General features: G+C 49.2%; 18 protein-coding genes and 1 tRNA gene. 12 read left to right on the forward strand and 7 right to left on the reverse strand.

The window, feature by feature from the left end:
• Nucleotides 1-18: 18 nt before the first annotated feature.
• Both NW212_RS01435 and lepA read right to left on the reverse strand, forming a co-directional pair.
• Nucleotides 19-2574 (reverse strand): zinc-dependent metalloprotease, encoded by a 2556-nt coding sequence (locus NW212_RS01435; protein WP_258336955.1) that lies wholly within the window; start codon nt 2572-2574, stop codon nt 19-21.
• Nucleotides 2575-3099: 525 nt separating this feature from the next.
• Nucleotides 3100-4881 carry a translation elongation factor 4 gene (gene lepA / locus NW212_RS01440; protein WP_258336877.1) on the reverse strand — a complete coding sequence of 594 codons (1782 nt, stop codon included), beginning with the start codon at nt 4879-4881 and terminating at the stop codon, nt 3100-3102.
• A gap of 93 nt (nt 4882-4974) precedes the next feature.
• Between lepA and NW212_RS01445 the strand changes: the two genes are divergently transcribed.
• Genes NW212_RS01445 through NW212_RS01460 form a run of 4 tightly spaced genes read left to right on the forward strand, consistent with a single transcriptional unit; the run spans nt 4975 to nt 9001 of the window.
• Nucleotides 4975-5565, forward strand: coding sequence for a LemA family protein (locus NW212_RS01445; RefSeq protein WP_258336878.1), 591 nt, complete (start codon nt 4975-4977; stop codon nt 5563-5565).
• A 12-nt stretch (nt 5566-5577) separates the two neighbouring features.
• On the forward strand, nt 5578-6507 hold the full coding sequence (locus NW212_RS01450; RefSeq protein ID WP_258336879.1) for a YgcG family protein: 930 nt from the start codon (nt 5578-5580) through the stop codon (nt 6505-6507).
• 44 nt (nt 6508-6551) lie between these two features.
• Nucleotides 6552-7625, forward strand: coding sequence for a chorismate synthase (gene aroC / locus NW212_RS01455; protein WP_258336880.1), 1074 nt, complete (start codon nt 6552-6554; stop codon nt 7623-7625).
• A gap of 5 nt (nt 7626-7630) precedes the next feature.
• Nucleotides 7631-9001, forward strand: coding sequence for a dipeptidase (locus NW212_RS01460; protein WP_258336881.1), 1371 nt, complete (start codon nt 7631-7633; stop codon nt 8999-9001).
• On the opposite strand, the gene NW212_RS01465 is transcribed toward NW212_RS01460, so the two are convergent.
• The 4 genes from NW212_RS01465 to NW212_RS01480 all read right to left on the reverse strand — a co-directional run bounded on the left by NW212_RS01465 (nt 8988) and on the right by NW212_RS01480 (nt 11822).
• Nucleotides 8988-9782: a DUF1570 domain-containing protein gene (locus tag NW212_RS01465; protein WP_258336882.1), complete on the reverse strand. Its 795-nt coding sequence runs from the start codon at nt 9780-9782 to the stop codon at nt 8988-8990. The genes NW212_RS01460 and NW212_RS01465 overlap by 14 nt on opposite strands.
• A gap of 17 nt (nt 9783-9799) precedes the next feature.
• Nucleotides 9800-10636 (reverse strand): M23 family metallopeptidase, encoded by an 837-nt coding sequence (locus tag NW212_RS01470; RefSeq protein ID WP_258336883.1) that lies wholly within the window; start codon nt 10634-10636, stop codon nt 9800-9802.
• Nucleotides 10637-10721: 85 nt separating this feature from the next.
• Nucleotides 10722-10967 carry a hypothetical protein gene (locus NW212_RS01475; RefSeq protein ID WP_258336884.1) on the reverse strand — a complete coding sequence of 82 codons (246 nt, stop codon included), beginning with the start codon at nt 10965-10967 and terminating at the stop codon, nt 10722-10724.
• A 15-nt stretch (nt 10968-10982) separates the two neighbouring features.
• Entirely contained in the window at nt 10983-11822 is an 840-nt protein-coding gene (locus NW212_RS01480) for a CPBP family intramembrane glutamic endopeptidase (protein ID WP_258336885.1), read from the reverse strand.
• A 727-nt stretch (nt 11823-12549) separates the two neighbouring features.
• Between NW212_RS01480 and NW212_RS01485 the strand changes: the two genes are divergently transcribed.
• Together NW212_RS01485 and NW212_RS01490 are read left to right on the forward strand one after the other, a co-directional pair.
• The gene (locus tag NW212_RS01485) at nt 12550-12738 is read left to right on the forward strand and encodes a hypothetical protein (RefSeq protein ID WP_258336886.1); all 189 of its coding nucleotides are present in this window, start codon (nt 12550-12552) and stop codon (nt 12736-12738) included.
• A 149-nt stretch (nt 12739-12887) separates the two neighbouring features.
• Entirely contained in the window at nt 12888-13217 is a 330-nt protein-coding gene (locus tag NW212_RS01490) for a DUF4304 domain-containing protein (RefSeq protein ID WP_258336887.1), read from the forward strand.
• A 437-nt stretch (nt 13218-13654) separates the two neighbouring features.
• Here the strand turns inward: NW212_RS01490 and NW212_RS01495 are convergent.
• Nucleotides 13655-13728: transfer RNA gene (locus NW212_RS01495), tRNA-Asp, on the reverse strand.
• A 253-nt stretch (nt 13729-13981) separates the two neighbouring features.
• Between NW212_RS01495 and hisH the strand changes: the two genes are divergently transcribed.
• From hisH to NW212_RS01525, 6 genes are all read left to right on the forward strand, one after another.
• Nucleotides 13982-14572, forward strand: a complete 591-nt coding sequence (gene hisH / locus NW212_RS01500; protein ID WP_258336888.1) for an imidazole glycerol phosphate synthase subunit HisH — start codon at nt 13982-13984, stop codon at nt 14570-14572.
• 24 nt (nt 14573-14596) lie between these two features.
• Nucleotides 14597-15319 carry a 1-(5-phosphoribosyl)-5-[(5-phosphoribosylamino)methylideneamino]imidazole-4-carboxamide isomerase gene (gene hisA / locus NW212_RS01505; protein WP_258336889.1) on the forward strand — a complete coding sequence of 241 codons (723 nt, stop codon included), beginning with the start codon at nt 14597-14599 and terminating at the stop codon, nt 15317-15319.
• A 13-nt stretch (nt 15320-15332) separates the two neighbouring features.
• Nucleotides 15333-16088, forward strand: coding sequence for an imidazole glycerol phosphate synthase subunit HisF (gene hisF, locus NW212_RS01510; protein ID WP_258336890.1), 756 nt, complete (start codon nt 15333-15335; stop codon nt 16086-16088).
• A gap of 21 nt (nt 16089-16109) precedes the next feature.
• A complete protein-coding gene (hisIE, locus tag NW212_RS01515; protein WP_258336956.1) occupies nt 16110-16721 on the forward strand; it encodes a bifunctional phosphoribosyl-AMP cyclohydrolase/phosphoribosyl-ATP diphosphatase HisIE in 612 nt (203 codons plus the stop codon).
• A gap of 13 nt (nt 16722-16734) precedes the next feature.
• Nucleotides 16735-17415 (forward strand): cell division ATP-binding protein FtsE, encoded by a 681-nt coding sequence (locus NW212_RS01520; RefSeq protein WP_258336891.1) that lies wholly within the window; start codon nt 16735-16737, stop codon nt 17413-17415.
• Between the two features lie 108 nt (nt 17416-17523).
• A complete protein-coding gene (locus NW212_RS01525) occupies nt 17524-18843 on the forward strand; it encodes an aspartate kinase (protein ID WP_258336892.1) in 1320 nt (439 codons plus the stop codon).
• Nucleotides 18844-18952: the final 109 nt, after the last annotated feature.

The raw sequence follows: 18952 nt of genomic DNA on the forward strand, positions 1-18952 counted from the left end.
GTTAAAGAAAAAAAATAATCAGTTGATACCCAACGCCGTATTGATGCGCAGAATCATATCCTCATAATGATAGCGCACCGCCATATCCGATGTTCCAAGGCGTTTCTGCAACAGTTTCTTGATACGCAGCAATTCTCCGCGCTTCACCGATATCGCATCCGAAATCCGCGTAAGCTGGCTTCCGTAGAAATTAAGCACGCGGGGAGCACCCATCCGTTCATCGCTCTCTCCATCTGAACACTCTGCTTCACCGCAAGCAAACAGGCAGTGGCCTCCAGCCAGCTTCTTGTTGATTTTCACGGCCTCCGGTTCGGCGGCGGCAGTCATCAGGGCATCGAGGAAATTCTTCTGCAACGAACGTTCCATCACATCCGGATTTCCCCCTCTCTCAGTCACTCCAAACAAGCTTCTATGAAGTTCATCCATCATTTCAACCACGGTAAACGCATCCTTTCCGTTTTCATACTCGTTCTCAATCATACGCATCAGCCTGTTATTCCCCAGCAAGTCCCAAAGAATATATGCCTGGGCATTCTTCAGAATCTGTGCGGGCGCGTTTTCCTGCACTCCGTTCGGCGTGTCACGAAGCAGGTAGGTATATTGCCCCACTTCCGTGTCAAAGAGCCATGCCGGATAAGTCAGCACCTGATCAATCAGAAAACGAAGCGCCTCCTTCTGACGGCTTTTCTCAACAAACGTGTAAGTCTTCACACCGTCGCCGACCGTCGTGTTCTCGATATAGATGCCGCCGATATTGGCCAGCACATGATACAAATAATTGTTCCATTGGTTTATGACAGCATAATAAAGCCGGGAAGCATCCTCGTATGTCTGGCCCTTCTCTCCGGTAGTCGTCCATTTCAATATCTCCGGAACGATTCGTTTCAGGTTAGCGATTCCATACAAAGAAGAACGCACCGGATCATCCCCCAAGTCTTCATTCTGCGCACGGGGATCTACTGCATCCCTCACATCCTGTGCTTCGCTGTATTTGTAGAGCTTGCCGGTATATTTGCTCAACAGGTCATACAAAAGGTCTTTTTCCTCTTCCGGAGAGTTCTTCCCGTACCAGCGGTAACCATACTCTATCGCAAACTTGTCATAAGGACCGATATGAGGCGAAAGCACCTTTACGCCATCTCCCGGCTGCGCCACATAATTGAAACGGGCGTAGTCCATGATGGAAGAAGATGTTGAGTTCATCCGCGAAGTGAATGTGGCAGACCGCAAAGAATCGGTCGGGAAGGCAGCCGACGCCATCATGTTATGACGCAGTCCCAAAGAGTGGCCCACTTCATGACAAGCCACAAAACGGATTGCGTCGCCCATCAGCGAATCCGGCAACTGTACGTTTCTCGCTGCCGGACAAACGGCTCCTGTCTGCACCGTTATCCATTCGCGCACCATCGACAACACATTATGCCACCACATAATGTCAGCTTCAAGAATCTCTCCCGAACGCGGGTCCAGTATCGACGGTCCCATCGCATTCTTCTTTTCAGATGCCGCGTATGTCACCACAGAGTAGTTCACATCATCTGCGTCAATAGCAATGCTGTCTGACATCTCCCTGGCCTGAATCGCATTCTTGAATCCTGCCTGCTCAAAAGCAGCCTGCCACTCCTCGATTCCTTTCTTTATATAAGGACGCCACTGATAAGGCGTAGAATTGTCAATATAAAAAACAATCGGTCTGGCCGGCTCCACCAACTGGCCGGAAAGATAAGCCTCGCGGTCTTCCGGCTTCGGCTCCAGCCGCCAGCGAGTGATGAAATGCTTTTTGTCCGTTCCCTGCTGGCGGTCGCTGAAACTCAGCAGCGGATTTGTGAAATACCCCACCTTCTGATTGTCAAAACGTCCCTGCATTGGCACATCCGGCAATAACAGCAACGACGAACTTACCTCAACCGTCACATAAACACTGGTTGTCCCCTCGGTCACCTTGGTTGTCAGTTCGGATGTGGCGACCACATTGTTCGCAAACGACTTGACCGACAAGATCCGCGAAAGATTCTTGATGGCAGAAGTTCCCAGATTAATATTGGTGAACACATTGTTGATGCTGGTTTCCGTGCCGTCGTAAATATCATTCACCTTAATGACCACTGCCGTAGAATCTTCATTGACAGCTTCAACCTTAAAGCCCGCAATCAGCGGAGAAATAAAATTGTCTTTCACAGACTGGCTGATCGCATCTTCGGGAGAAACAAGAGGAAGCGGACGGCGCTGACGAAACATGAGCTTGTTGTCCGCCTTATTCCACTCGATACTTACCATTTGATTTTCATAGTTTACTCCGCGGTTCACACCCGCCTCATTCAACTCAGAAGGCACACGCTGCAATTTGTTCACCACCAGCATTTCTTTTCCGAACAAGGAAACCGGAACCTCAAAATAATAGTCATTCCCTTTCTGGTACACCGAAAACATTCCTTTTGAAACCTTGCTGCCTTTCACAAGATCCTCGTAGGGAGATGCCTTCTGTACCTGTTCCGTCGACTCCTTCTTTTTCTTCTTAAACCACCTCAACTGACCGGCTGCAACTGTGGAAGGAAATGCAAATCCTTCCGCCATGCCAACGACCAGCGTTAAAATTACTACCTTACAAACTCTCATATCTTTAGTTTTATTAAAAAGTCCACAAAAATATAACATAGGAAGCAGACAATTTTCATTGTGAACAACAACAAAGAAATATTAATATATTTTACGAAAATACAATTTGTGCCCAAACAGGCGGCAGAATGTTTAAAAAAGGAAAACAGCATCCTCATGCTGAGCTAATTCCACCGAAGTTCTCCACGAAGAGAAAAGCCGGAGCGCTACTCTTCCAAAAGGGCAGAGGCACAACACTCTACCCGCAATTCCTCACAGCACACCGCTGCCCATAAAGACAGCAACCTCAATGCTGCAATGATTGTGCGCATCCTGAATTATCTGCATTGATTCAAAGCCAACAAGATTCCGTACCAGACATTGAAAAACAAGAAACCCGCCGGCAGAGTTAAATACGCATTCATTTAACTCCGCCAACGGGCAACCCTGTATTTTATGCCTTTTACGCTTAAGAAGCGTTTCACGCACTTTTTTATCAAACGACTAATCCAGCTTCAGTACTGCCAAGAACGCCTTTTGAGGCACCTCCACCGTACCGATCTGCTTCATGCGCTTCTTTCCGCGCTTCTGCTTTTCGAGCAGCTTGCGCTTGCGGCTTACGTCGCCTCCGTAACATTTGGCCGTCACGTCCTTACGCACAGCCTTGATGGTTTCGCGGGCAATGATTTTCGAGCCGATGGCCGCCTGAATAGCAATCTCAAACTGCTGGCGCGGTATCAGTTCTTTCAGTTTTTCACACATCTTGCGTCCCAAATCATAGGCATTGTCAAAATGAGTAAGCGTAGAAAGCGCATCTACCGATTCGCCGTTGAGCAGGATATCGAGCTTGACCAGCTTCGACGGACGGAAACCAGCCTGATGATAGTCGAATGAGGCGTATCCCTTTGAGATGCTTTTCAGCTTGTCGTAGAAGTCAATGACAATTTCTCCCAGCGGCATCTTATAGTGCAGTTCCACACGGTTGCCCGAAATATAGTCCTGACGGACCAGTTCGCCGCGTTTGCCCAGACACAGCGTCATGATAGGCCCGATGTAGTCGGTAGTCGTGATGATGGAAGCGTCGATATAAGGTTCCTCGATACGGTCTATCAATGTCGGGTCAGGCATTCCGCCCGGATTATGCACTTCCTGCACGCCGCCCTGCTTGTCATACACCATATACGACACGTTCGGCACGGTAGTAATGACACTCATGTCGAATTCACGGTCAAGACGCTCCTGAATAATCTCCATATGAAGCAGTCCCAAAAAGCCGCAGCGGAAACCGAATCCCAAAGCCAAGGACGATTCCGGCTGGAAAGTCAATGAAGCATCGTTCAACTGGAGTTTCTCAAGCGAAGCCCGAAGATTCTCGTAATCATCCGCCTCTATCGGATAAAGACCGGCAAACACCATCGGCTTCACCTCTTCAAATCCGGCGATTGCTTCCGCACACGGACGGTCGACGTGCGTAATCGTATCGCCCACCTTCACTTCCCTCGAGCTTTTGATACCCGAAATGATATAACCTACGTCCCCCGTACGCAACTCCCTCCGCGGAACCATGTCCATCTTCAGCACGCCCACCTCATCAGCATCATATTCCTTGCCCGTGTTGAAAAACTTCACATGGTCGCCCGTGCGGATGACTCCGTTTTCTACCTTAAAATATGCGATGATTCCGCGGAACGAATTGAAGACCGAATCAAAGATCAATGCCTGTAACGGAGCACTCTCGTCCCCCGTCGGACAAGGGATGCGTTCCACAACAGCTTTCAATATGTCTTCCACCCCCATTCCTGTCTTTCCGGAAGCACGGATAATGTCTTCCCTCTTGCAGCCCAGCAAGTCGATGATTTCGTCCTCCACCTCATCGGGCATCGCACTGTCCATGTCACACTTGTTCATCACCGGAATGATTTCCAGATCGTGCTCAAGTGCCATATAAAGATTCGAGATGGTCTGAGCCTGCACACCCTGCGAAGCATCAACCACAAGCAATGCGCCTTCACAGGCTGCTATCGAACGAGAAACTTCATACGAAAAGTCCACATGCCCCGGAGTATCAATCAGATTCAGAATGTACTTTTCACCGTTGTAGATATATTCCATCTGAATGGCATGACTTTTGATTGTGATGCCTCGCTCGCGCTCCAGATCCATGTCGTCGAGCATCTGACCTTCGGTTATCTTAATCGTTTTCGTGTACTCCAGCAAACGGTCGGCCAACGTCGACTTGCCATGATCAATATGGGCAATAATGCAAAAATTCCTTATATTCTTCATATATAGTATAGCAACATTCTAATTTTAGCGGCAAAGGTATGAAAAAAATGAGATTTTTATGTATGTTTGCCAACGAAACTAATATTCATACATATGAAAAAGAAATGGATTACCCCTATCATTATCGCAGCAGTCCTCATCATGCTGGTTGCGTGGTGTGCGTCTGCCTATAATTCGCTCGTCACCCAGGAAGAGGTTGTCAACACGGCATGGAGCAACGTGGAAAATCAGTACCAGCGGCGTTCTGACCTTATTCCCAACCTGGTGAACACAGTAAAGGGATATGCCGCACACGAAAAGGAAACGCTTGACGCTGTGGTGTCTGCGCGTGCCAAAGCCACACAGACACACATCGACATAGACAATCTCACGCCTGAAAGCATGGCAGCCTACCAACAAGCGCAAGGCGCGGTGGGAAGTGCGCTGAGCCGTCTGCTCGTCACCGTGGAGAAGTATCCGGACCTGAAAGCGAACGAAAACTTCAAGGAACTTCAGGCGCAACTGGAAGGAACTGAAAACCGCATCAGTGTAGAACGCCGGAAATTCAACGAAGCGGCACGCGGATTCAACACCACCATCAGACACTTCCCCAAAAACATCATTGCAGGCATGTTCGGATTTGAAAAGCATCCTTATTTTGAAGCAGAAGAAGGAAGCGAGAAAGCTCCCGAAGTGAAGTTCTAACCAGCAGGGATTATGAAACGGTTGACATTCATCGGACTGTGGTGCTGCCTGTGCGTGTGGTGCTGCCTTCCTCTTGCCGCAAAAGAATATACGGTAAAGGAGATACCGATGGTGCATCTGCAGAACAAGATGCGCTACGTCAGCAACCCCGACCGCGTATTGTCGGATCATGCTGTGGCCGTCATGGACACCATGCTCTATGCGCTGGAACAACAGACAGGCATCCAAGTGCTTGCAGTGGCCGTAGAACAGATAGCGGGAGGCGACTGTTTTGAGTTCGCCTACCAATTAGGACGCACCAACGGTGTAGGACAAAAAGGAAAAGACAACGGACTGGTGGTGCTCCTGGTCACCGGCGAACGCTGCATCCAGTTCGCCACCGGCTACGGACTGGAAGGAATTCTCCCTGATGCTCTCTGCAAACGCATCCAAGACCGCTACATGCTGCCGGCATTCGGCAAAGGCGACTGGGACGAAGGAATGGTTGCAGGCATACAGGCCGTGAGGCAGGTGCTGGCAGACGAAGAAGGCGCACCGACTCCTGCCGAAGAAAATTCCGACAACGTGCTGCTGCTTGTCGCTTTAGCATTCTGCTTTGCCGGCGTTCCCATCCTGCTGTGGTTTACTATCCGCCAGCGCAGGAAATGTCCGAAATGCCGTCATTACAAGCTGCGCCAGGTATCTTCGCGCACCGTTTCGCGCATCGCCGGAATAAGGACAGTAGAAACAGTATACCGCTGCGCTCACTGCGGATACATACACCGGGTACAGGAGCAGAAAGACGACAATGACCTCGGACACCGTGGAGGCGGGGGCGGTCCGTTTATCGGAGGCCCGTTCTTCGGAGGTTTCGGAGGCGGACGCGGCAGCGGAGGAAGCTTTGGAGGAGGAAGTTTCGGAGGAGGCGACTTCGGAGGAGGAGGAGCCGGAAGCCGGTTCTGAAAGGAAAGCAGATAAACATTATTACTACAAACAACTTTAAAAACGTGAATACATTTGGAAATATATTCCGTCTGACCAGCTTCGGCGAATCACACGGAAAAGCAATAGGAGGCATTATCGACGGATGCCCCGCGGGAATAGCCATTGACATGGATTTTATCCAAAACGAACTGGCGCGCCGGCGTCCGGGACAATCAGCCATCACCACGGCACGCAAGGAAGCAGATGCCGTAGAGTTTCTTTCCGGCATATACGAGGGCGTATCTACAGGATGCCCCATCGGTTTCGTGGTATGGAATACAAACCAGCACTCAAACGACTACGACAACATGAAGGAGGTGTTCCGCCCTTCGCATTCCGACTATACCTATACGCAGAAATATGGAATCCGTGACCATCGGGGCGGAGGACGCTCGTCGGCACGCGAAACCATCGCGAGGGTCGTTGGCGGAGCGTTGGCCAAACTTGCCCTCAGGCAGTTGGGCATCCGCATTACAGCATTCACCTCACAAGTGGGTCCGTTCAAGCTCGACAAAGACTACACGGCCTACGACCTCGAACGGATCGAAGACAATCCGGTGCGCTGTCCTGACCAGGAGCTGGCAAAAGAAATGGCAGACTATATCTTCAAGATCAAAGGCGAAGGAAACACCATTGGAGGAGTTGTCAGCTGTGTGGTGAAAGGATGTCCCATAGGACTGGGCGAACCGGTGTTCGGAAAACTCCACGCCGCTCTGGGACAAGCCATGCTGAGCATCAATGCGGTCAAGGGATTCGAGTATGGCCGGGGATTCGGCGACATGGAGATGAAGGGCAGCGAACAGAACGACATATTCTATAACGACAACGGGCATATCAGGCTGCGCACCAACCGCTCGGGAGGTATCCAGGGAGGCATCAGCAACGGAGAAGACATCTATTTCCGCGTAGCATTCAAGCCCGTGGCAACCGTACTGATGGAACAGCCAACAGTAGACATCAACGGAAACGAAACCATACTGAAGGCCCGCGGACGCCATGACCCGTGCGTGCTGCCACGCGCAGTGCCCATCGTGGAAGCCATGACTGCCATGACTCTACTCGACTTCTACCTGCTGAACAAGACCACACATCTATAATTACCATGGACATCAAAGAATACATCAGAGAAAACGAAAGCCGGTTTCTGGACGAGCTTTTCAGCCTCATCCGCATTCCGAGCGTCAGTGCCGAACCCAAACACAAAGAAGATATGCTGGCGTGCGCCGAGCGCTGGCGCCAACTCTTGCTTGAAGCCGGAGCGGACGAGGCGATGGTCATGCCTTCGCAAGGAAATCCGCTGGTATATGCCGAAAAGCGGGTAAGCCCCGACGCGCCAACCGTACTCATCTACGGACATTACGACGTGATGCCCGCCGAACCGCTGGAACTTTGGAAGAGCCGGCCTTTTGAACCGGAAGTGCGTGACGGGCATATATGGGCGCGGGGAGCCGATGACGACAAGGGACAGTCGATGATACAGGCAAAGGCGTTCGAATACCTGGTCCGCGAGAACCAGCTCAGACACAATGTGAAATTCATCCTTGAAGGAGAAGAAGAAATCGGATCGCCGAGCCTCAACGCTTTTCTGCATGAACATAAGGACATGCTGAAGGCCGACGTAATCCTGGTATCAGACACAAGCATGCTGGGAGCCGACCTGCCGTCGCTGACCACAGGGCTTCGCGGACTCGCCTACTGGGAGATTGAAGTGACAGGACCGAACCGCGACCTGCACTCGGGACATTTCGGAGGTGCTGTCGCCAATCCCATCAATGTGCTGTGCGGACTGATAGATCAGATTACGGACGAAGACGGACGCATCACCATCCCTCATTTTTACGACGATGTGGAGGAAGTGTCCGAAGCCGAACGCGAAATGATTGCCAGCATTCCCTTCGATGAGCAGAAATACATGGACGCTATCGGAGTAAAGGCTCTGAAAGGTGAAAAAGGCTATTCCACGCTGGAACGGAACAGCTGCCGCCCGTCGTTCGACGTGTGCGGAATATGGGGAGGATATACGGGAGAAGGTTCCAAAACCGTGCTTCCCTCGAAGGCGTATGCCAAGGTATCGTGCCGGCTGGTTCCCCATCAGGACCACGAAAAGATATCAAAGCTGTTTGCCGAACATATACGCTCGATCGCTCCTGAATCTGTAACCGTAAGCGTAACTCCCATGCATGGAGGCGAAGGCTACGTCTGCCCGATCAGCCACCCGGCTTACCGCGCTGCGGAAAAAGGATTCGCACAGGCTTTCGGAAAGAAACCGCTGGCCGTGCGCCGCGGAGGAAGCATCCCCATCATCAGCGACTTTGAGCACATTCTGGGCATCAAGACCATCCTGATGGGATTCGGGCTGGAGAGCAATGCCATCCACTCTCCCAACGAAAACTTTCCGCTCGACATCTTCCGGAAAGGAATTGAAGCCGTAACGGTATTCCACCGGGAGTTCGACAATGCTATCCGGCAATGAATTCCTGAGCAAAATCCTGCTCGAACTTATTGAACCCTCCGGGATAGATACGATTGATCTTGTCAAACACCGACGATTTGTCTGCCCGGTTACGCAAGTCCCTGATGAGTTGGCCGAACAATTCTTCAGGGACTTTCTCTACCCAGAAGGTTGTCAGCGCATGAGCCAGAATGTAGGCATAGCCTTCGTCTGTCATCTGGCTCTTCATGAACATGCTGAGATTGCAGTCCACAAAATCCTTCAGCGTCACTTCGCCCAGCATATACATGGTGCGTATCCTGCCAATTTCATAAGACGTAAGCGCATGCTTCAGCTTGCCTTTCTTGATTTCGCAATGTTCGAAATACTCGGCAAGCCCTTCCATAAGCCATGCCGGCGGACGGTTGTCCGTCACCTGCAGCGTGAGGTGATGGCTCAGTTCGTGGTAAATGACAGACAAGCTGCGCTTCTTTCCCTTCTCCCTGCCAAACAAGATTGCTTCTTTCCGCTTCTTGCTATACACTCCGTTCACGCTCTGCAAGGGCATCTTCGGAGACATGCCTATGCTGACAGCGTATTTCATGGCATCTTTGCGGCGTTCGAATACCGTAAGTTTCATGGACAGTGTATCGGGCAGCCCGAAACGGCTATAAAAAGCCACCTCACACTTCAAAAACGCTTCAATCTCTTTCTGTTCCTTCTCCTCAAGCGGGTCGCCTGCATAATCCACATGGATGTATTGCGCTCTGGCAGAAGAAGCCAGGAGGAAAAGGCACAGCAGCCATATCCAGTTCGTTTTCATAAAGATTCGGAAAGGTTTCATTTCTTGTTCTTCAAGTATTTCTTCTGCTCGCGCTTGCTCATCTCCTGCATGATAAGGGCATCGTCGGTGACCGCCTTGTAGGTCTTGTTTTCTTCCATGCGGACATCTCCTTCGCTTGTCCGGAACACCGGCATATAATGCGAGTAAGGATAGCCCGACGCCAGTCCCCCTTCAAACTTGTTCTCGTCGAGAAAGAAGAAAGAAACCGATACGCCGCTTGGTCCGGCCACCCCGACAGGCTCTCCGGCAAGGACTTCCGTACCGGGATCCACAAGCTTCTTCTCCAGCATCAGATAGGCGGCAAAGGTATAGTCGGAATGATACACCAGCACCTGCCGTTCGTTGTTGGTCATGCACACCGTTCCGCCGCGAACGGCATAGACGGTATCTCCCTGACGGACGGAAAAGTTCAGCGTCTTGAACGGCTCGCGCAGATCCGTTTTCCACGACACCTCCGCCCCGTTCTTTACCGGAAGCGCGTATGGAAAGGCTACGTTGAACTTTTTCGGGAAACGCCCGCGGAAATAGGAATAGTAGGTGGCATTCTTGAAGGGATTGTCGAACGCTTCGTTTTCGCGGATTGTGAAGATGGTGTTTTTCCCCGGCGACAAGTCATACGACGTGTCCTGCTGGCGATACAGATAGTAGTCACAAAAATCCTTGTTGTAATAGTTCAGTTCCTGATTGCCGTTGGTGCTGTTGATTTCCCATTTAGACTCGACAACATCAAACGGCATCCGCATCAGGGATTTGAGCGACTGGGCTGAAACAGAAGGCAAGGAAACGGACATCAGGAAAAAAGCCGCTGCCGCCTTGAACCGAATATTTTTCATAATAAAATCTTTTTCTGACTAACAACCGCAAATATAAGAAAATATTATATAACGCATCGCCCCGGAAATCAAAAAACATTTCCGTTCATCCGTTTTTCCTGCCCTCCAGCTTCTTCCACCATTTGGTATAGCGGCGGGTCAGCCTGTAGAAGACATACGTCCCGGCATAGAGCCAGACGATGCTGCAAAACAACTGCCATCCTCTGTGTCCTTCAAGCAGCGGATAGAACGTGAGGAAACATACAAGTTCCAGCACCACCAGTGCGGCGAGATAGGACATTACCAGATAAACCGCCGCCATCAGTTTCGAATAATTGCTTTTCGGTTCCATAAGCCTCGGAATATTTTACAGGGTCAGTTCATTTTCTTCCTTGTTCTTTTCAGCGCCAGCCGCGGCATGCCATGTCATCTGACACGGCACCAGACGCGCCTTGACAAGCCAGATGCAGAGAACGGTCAGCGCTACCCCCGCCAGCGCAAGTCCCGCAGCCCCATAAGTCCCGAGCGACTCGGCCATGGTTTCGTCCGAACCGCCCGAAAGGTGATAGAGCAGCACCGACGAGCCGTTGTTGATGAAGTGCATCAGCATCCCCGGCAAGAGGCTTCCCGTGCGGCAGTACATCCATCCCAGCGCAACTCCCGTGAGAAACGCAAAGAAAATCTGCACCGGATTGCCGTGCATCAGTCCGAATATCAGCGACGAAAGCACGATCGCCCATGCCGGATTCTTCCATATCCGCATAAGATGCCCCTGTATGGCTCCACGGAGCAGAAGCTCTTCGACCACCGGCGCCAGGAAAACAATCGAAACGATGCCCGCCGGATGGTTCATCGACATTTCAAACACAGCCTTCAGATTGTCGGGAAGCCGGGTCAGTTCGGTTAGATAGTTCGTCCAGAACCCCATGCCGACAATGAATACGGCTGCAACCAGCATCACCTTGCCTGCATTGGGGAAGTTCAGCTTCAGGTCATCGCGCCTCACATAGCCCCACACCAGCAGATGGACCCCCACCGCCAGCGTTGCGAGCAGCTGGGCCCACACGCTCAGATTGAAGAAAGCAGGGTCCGTGACCGGAGGCATTTCAAGCGTGCGGTGCGCTATCATGTATCCTCCATAAAACAACCACCCGATGCCGAAAGTATATGCAAGATAATAGATCAGAAGTTTGATTACACGTTTCATATGCCACTTTTGATTTTTATGCGTTTCTGAAACACAAAGATACAAAGAAAGTTTATAAATCCCATCACATATCAATCTGACATTTTGATTTTCCGGCCGGATGAGAATCGGATATTCAGGAGCGGCGTCCGCCTCCACCCTAAAAAACACGCTCACGGCAATCTGCCCGAAAGCGAAATGCAAGCGTTCCGGCACCGCAGGCAGACAAACGGCAGAGCTACCTCCCCGTTACGGAACACTGTTTCCTCCTGTCCTCTTCATCCCGACAAAAAGACAGGCGGAAGATGACGGCAGACAGAAGGCAACTGGAAAAAATCCGCCGCAGAATGCCGTCCGAAAACCCGTTTCCCCCACCGATTTCAGCGGATGACGGGACATTTTCAATCGCATGACGGGACATTCCATGCAAAATAACAGCTCATTCTTGGCAAAACAAGCCGTCATTTTCCGGCCGATTTCCTCTTTTTGACTGGTCACGAAGGGGGAAAACCAACGAAAATCAGGCTTCAGCACCCTCCGGAAGGAACGGAACGGAAACAAGGCCGGTCGTCAGAAAGAGCAATAACCGGACAAAAAGAAAGCACAGGGCACAATTACCCGACCAAAAGTCAATCCAGCATTCCGCACCGCACAGAGGCTTTTCCTTTCCCCACCCGTAATTCTTCGACGGAAGTCCAGTTTCAGCGGATTTATTCTATCTTTGCAGATACAAAAGAAGACCGACGCTATGAGAACAGGATATCGGACAGAAATGCTGCTGCTATTGTTCGGAACGGCAGGCTCAGCGCAGACAAGCCGCAAGAACATCTATCACGACGGATGGACAGACCTCAACAAGAACGGCAATCATGCCAAAGCCATCAACGCCATCCAACGCTGGGCTATACCAATGTATACGCATCCATCCTCGACGTGATGCGCGACCCGCGCTGGGGACGCACGCTTGAATGTTAGCTCAGGGAAGAATACGGGTTCGACGGATATGTGGCAAGCGGCAGCCTCACTCCGGAAGACCTGCAACTGCTCGACCGGCACATGGAAGTATGAATAAAATCTACGGTTGATATGACAGAAGAAGAAAAGATAAATATTAAGGAACAATTCAATTACATTGTCAAAAACGGCATCGCTCCCATTTTGAAATCCGCAGGGTTTAGGAAGAAAGGCAATAATTTTCATGCTCATGCAGGAGAATTAGATTGGTGTATCAATATACAAAAAGACGGGTGGGGATTTGATCGTTATTTCAATCAATGGGGTTTTACAATCAATATTGGTGTAACTTGGAGCGATTATGCAATCTGCTTGTTTAACAAAGTCAGTGATTTCCCTTTGGAAGGTTATTGTCCGATAAGAGCTCGTATAGGGACTATTATGGGTAAAGGTGATTATTGATTCACATTGCGCCCCTATCAGGATTGTTCACCAGTAAAAGATTTGATTTGCTCCACAATAAAGGAGAAAGTTCTGCCATTATTAAACGACATCAAATGCTTGAATGATTTATGGAATTTTATAGAGGACAATCGTCCATGGCACACTTTCCTGATTAAGCTGTTTCATGTCAAGTCCAAACAAAAAGTCTTTAGTGTTACTCCAATTGACTTGTATGTGTTGTGTCTTGCGACAGGAAAAGCGAAAAAGGCAAAACTGTTGGGAAGAAAAATGGAGCGACGAAAGGCAAACACTTCACTATTAGACAAAATAGACGAAATGTATAAAAGCAGGGGGATTAGCCCATAATCCTTTAAATAAGAAAACACCCGACTTTACATTTTTTGGTGTACAATCGGGCGTTTATTCTGTAAAACATTGATTTTCAATGTTTATTGCGGTGCGTACGGGACTCGAACCCGTGACCCCATGCGTGACAGGCATGTATTCTAACCAACTGAACTAACGCACCATTAAGTTTTGATTTTGCTGCTTTCTCTCTCGATTGCGGTTGCAAAGGTACAACTATTTTTCGTATCTGCAATATTTTTGGCATTATTTTTTCCGGAAAATCACTCTTTTCTTTCTTCCCGCAAACAGCAAGCCAGCTTTTTTGTCAAAACAAACGGATTTAAATCAAACTTTATGTCATAAATATTAGCACATTAATTATAATTCGTTATTTTTGCAACCATATTTATTTTAATAAGGAAAGTCGACCAACTATGAAGGTAGCTATCATAAAATACAATGCCGGAAATCTGTTTTCTGTAGACTATGCGCTGAAAAGACTGGGCATAGAACCAACGATTACAGCAGACAAAGAAACGCTGCGAGGAGCAGACAAAGTGATTTTTCCCGGAGTAGGTGAAGCAGAAACAACCATGAAGCATTTGAAGGCAACCGGACTGGATCAGCTCATCAAAGACTTGAAACAACCGGTACTGGGAATATGCCTGGGCATGCAGCTGCTTTGCCGGCACTCAGAGGAAGGAAACACAGACTGCTTGGGGCTGTTCGACATTGACGTGAAAAAGTTCCAGTCGCAAAGACACGAAGATAAAGTTCCGCACATGGGATGGAACACGATTCAAGACACAGGCAGCGATTTGTTCAAAGGCTTCGACAAAGAAGAGTTTGTATATTTCGTGCACAGCTATTATGTACCGCTCAACGCATATACGGCTGCAACCACCCAATACATCCTTCCATTCAGCGCCGCATTGCACAAAGACAATTTCTATGCCACCCAATTTCATCCGGAAAAGAGCGGGACGGCGGGGGCAAGAATATTGGCCAACTTTCTGAATCTTTAAACAACCACCTAAAATCCGCACAACATGATTGAACTGATACCTGCCATTGACATCATCGACGGAAAATGTGTCCGCCTTTCCAAAGGAGAATACGACTCAAAAAAAGTCTACAACGAAAATCCGCTGGAAGTGGCAAAAGAATTTGAAGCGAACGGCCTGAAACGTCTTCACGTGGTAGATCTGGACGGAGCTGCCTCAAAGCATATAGTCAACTACCGGACACTGGAACAATTGGCCGGACACACGTCACTGACTATCGACTTTGGAGGAGGAATCAAAACCGATGACGACCTGCACATCGCTTTCGATTCGGGAGCACAAATGGTCACGCTTGGAAGCATTGCCATAAAGAACCCGGAACTCTTTGAAAGATGGCTCAAGACATACGGAAACGAACGCATTATCTTGGGAGCAGATGCAAAAAACGGCAAAATTGCCGTAAGCGGATGGAAAGAGGAAAGCGAAACGGAACTGATGGATTTTCTTGCCCGGTACATCACCAAAGGAGTAAGCAAGGTCCTTTGCACAGATATCAGCCGGGACGGCATGATGGAAGGCCCCGCAACCGACCTCTACCGCGAAATCATGCAAGCTCATCCTGACATCCACCTGATAGCAAGCGGCGGAGTGAGCAACATTGATGATATATACAGACTGGACGAGGCGGGAATCCCTGCCGTCGTGTTCGGAAAAGCAATTTATGAGGGACGGATCCGGCTGAAGGAACTGACCTCTCTCCTATTATAATATAAAACCGGCCATGCTAGCAAAACGCATTATCCCATGCCTGGACATCAAGGATGGACAGACAGTGAAAGGAACCAACTTCGTCAATCTGCGCCAGGCAGGCGATCCGGTGGAACTCGGAAAAGCTTACAGCGCACAAGGTGCCGACGAACTGGTTTATCTGGACATAACAGCCAGTCATGAAGGCAGAAAGACCTTCACGGAACTGGTCAAACGGATCGCTTCGGAAATTGACATCCCGTTCACCGTAGGAGGAGGGATTAACGAACTTGCCGACGTAGACCGGCTTCTGAATGCCGGAGCCGACAAAGTATCGGTCAATTCAGCCGCTATCCGTTCTCCGCAGCTTATAGACGAAATCGCCAAACATTTCGGCTCGCAAGTGTGCGTCGTGGCCATTGATGCCCGACAAACCCCACAAGGATGGAAATGTTACCTCAACGGGGGACGGGTTGAAACCGAACGGCAGCTTTTCGAATGGGCGCACGAAGCCAACGACCGCGGGGCTGGAGAAATACTTTTCACCAGCATGGACCATGACGGAGTGAAAACAGGATACGCCAACGAAGCCTTGGCAAAACTTTCTGATTTGCTCACAATACCTGTCATCGCATCAGGAGGAGCCGGAAAAATGGAACACTTCCGCGACGCTTTCTCAAAAGGAAAAGCCGATGCGGCACTGGCTGCAAGCGTTTTTCACTTCGGAGAAATCCCAATACCCGAACTAAAAAAGTATCTTTGCCGTGAAGGCATCAACATAAGAATATAATTAAAAAACAGAACATATATGATGGAACTAGATTTCGATAAAATGGACGGCCTGATTCCGGCCATAATCCAGGACAACAGCACACAGAAAGTACTGATGCTGGGATTCATGAATAAAGAAGCTTACGAAAAGACTGTCGAAACAGGCAAAGTAACCTTTTTCAGCCGCACGAAAAAACGCCTCTGGACCAAGGGGGAAGAAAGCGGAAACTTTCTGAACGTCGTGTCCATCAAAGCCGACTGCGACAACGACACCCTGCTGGTCATGGCAAATCCGTGCGGACCGGTCTGCCACAAGGGAACGGATACATGCTGGGGAGAAAAAAATGAGCAGGACATCATGTTTCTGAAAGAACTGCAAGACTTCATAGACAAACGCCACGAAGAAATGCCTGAAAACTCATACACAACCAGCCTTTTCAGGTCGGGCGTAAACAAAATGGCACAGAAAGTTGGCGAAGAAGCCGTGGAAACAATCATCGAAGCATGTAACGGCACAGACGAACGGCTCATTTATGAAGGAGCAGATCTGCTTTACCACCTGATCGTGCTGCTCACCTCGAAAGGCTACCGCATCGAAGACCTGGCACGGGAACTGAAAGAACGCCACAGTGCAACCTGGAAAAAACATTGATTCGGGTGTGAATATGGAGAACCAGACAATCATATCGTATAAAAATGTAGAAATCGAACTTCAAGGCCAGATTATCCTGACAGGAATCGACTTCGAACTGAAACAAGGAGAATTCGTCTATCTGATCGGAAAAGTGGGAAGCGGAAAGTCTACATTCCTCAAAACCATCTATGGAGAAGTAGAGATAAAGCAGGGCGAGGCCAACGTGCTGGGACACGACATGCAGAGCATCAGACAAAAAGACATCCCCTCCCTCCGAAGAAGGCTGGGAATCGTTTTCCAGGATTTCCAACTGCTGACAGACCGGACTGTGTATGAAAACCTGAAGTTCGTTCTGAAAGCGACCGGATGGAAAAACAAGATGGAAATCGAAAACCGGATTCAGGAAGTGCTGACACAAGTAGGCATGGAAACCAAAGGATACAAAATGCCAAACGAGCTGTCGGGAGGAGAACAGCAGCGCATTGTCATTGCGCGGGCGATACTCAACAGGCCGGACATTATTCTCGCTGATGAACCGACCGGCAATCTGGATGCGGAAACCGGACGGAAAATCGTGGAACTGCTGAAAGAAATATGCAGCCAGGGATCGGCCATCATCATGACGACCCACAACCTGAATCTGCTGAACGAATTTCCAGGGAAAGTATACCGGTGCGAACAACACCGCTTCAATCCAATGCACAATTCATAAAAAAGACAAAGCAGGAAATGATTTTTACCCGAAAAAACCGGCAATCAGCAATTTATTCGTAAATTTGCGGCAAATTATATTCACAAACAATTAAATTCGAAACGTAAAATGAAAGTTTTAAAGTTTGGAGGAACATCGGTAGGTTCTGCACAAAGAATGAAAGATGTTGCCAAATTAATTACTGACGGCGAACAGAAAATTGTAGTTCTTTCCGCCATGTCGGGAACAACCAACACACTAGTTGAAATTTCGGATTATCTGTACAAGAAAAATCCAGAGGGCGCGAATGAAATCATCAACAGACTGGAGGCCAAATACAAACAGCATATTGATGAGTTATATTCTACGGAAGAATATAAACAGAAGACCCTGGAATTTGTCAAAGCTGTATTCGACTATATTCGCTCATACACCAAAGATATCTTCACTTTGTTTGAAGAAAAAGTAATCCTGGCTCAAGGAGAAATAATCTCTACGAACATGGTTACCAACTACCTGTGCGAACAGGGAGTGAAAGCCGTACTGATTCCGGCGCTTGAGTTCATGCGCACGGACAAGAACGGCGAACCCGACCTGACTTATATCCGCGAAAAGCTTGACGCGCAGCTAGAAGCGAACGCCGGATATGAAATATACATTACACAAGGATTCATCTGCCGCAACGCTTATGGAGAAATCGACAACCTGCAGCGCGGCGGAAGCGACTATACCGCCTCACTTATCGGAGCGGCAATCAATGCTTCTGAAATCCAGATCTGGACTGACATCGACGGCATGCATGACAACGATCCGCGTATCGTGGACAAAACGTCGCCGGTACGCCAGCTTCATTTTGAAGAAGCTGCAGAACTGGCCTATTTCGGAGCAAAAATCCTGCATCCCACTTGTGTACAGCCAGCCAAATATGCAAATATCCCTGTACGCCTGCTCAACACGATGGAACCGTCGGCTCCGGGAACGCTGATTTCAAACGACACAGAAAAGGGAAAGATCAAGGCTGTTGCCGCCAAGGACAACATCACGGCAATTAAAATCAAGTCAAGCCGTATGCTGCTTGCACACGGATTCCTCCGCAAGGTCTTTGAGATATTCGAAAGCTACCAGACAGCCATTGATATGGTCTGCACTTCCGAGGTGGGTGTGTCGATGTCGATAGACAATACCAAACACCTGAATGAAATCGTAAACGACCTGAAAAAATACGGAACAGTTACGGTAGACGATGACATGTGCATTGTCTGCGTCGTGGGTGATTTAGAATGGGAAAATGTCGGCTTCGAAGCCAAAGCGCTTGATGCCATGCGCGATATTCCAGTGCGCATGATTTCATACGGAGGCAGCAACTACAATATTTCGTTCCTGATCCGTGAGTCGGACAAGCAACGTGCACTCCAGTCATTAAGCGACGTGCTTTTCAATCACAAATAAACCACTCACATGATGTGACATGCGGAGCGGATGAAACGGTTGACTGCCGCATCATCCGCTCTTTTTGCAAAGCCTCCTTTTCAACGGCAAGAAATTACGCCGGACCAGA

The organism is Bacteroides sp. ET225, from assembly GCF_024733745.1.
GTDB classification, from domain to species: domain Bacteria; phylum Bacteroidota; class Bacteroidia; order Bacteroidales; family Bacteroidaceae; genus Phocaeicola; species Phocaeicola excrementipullorum.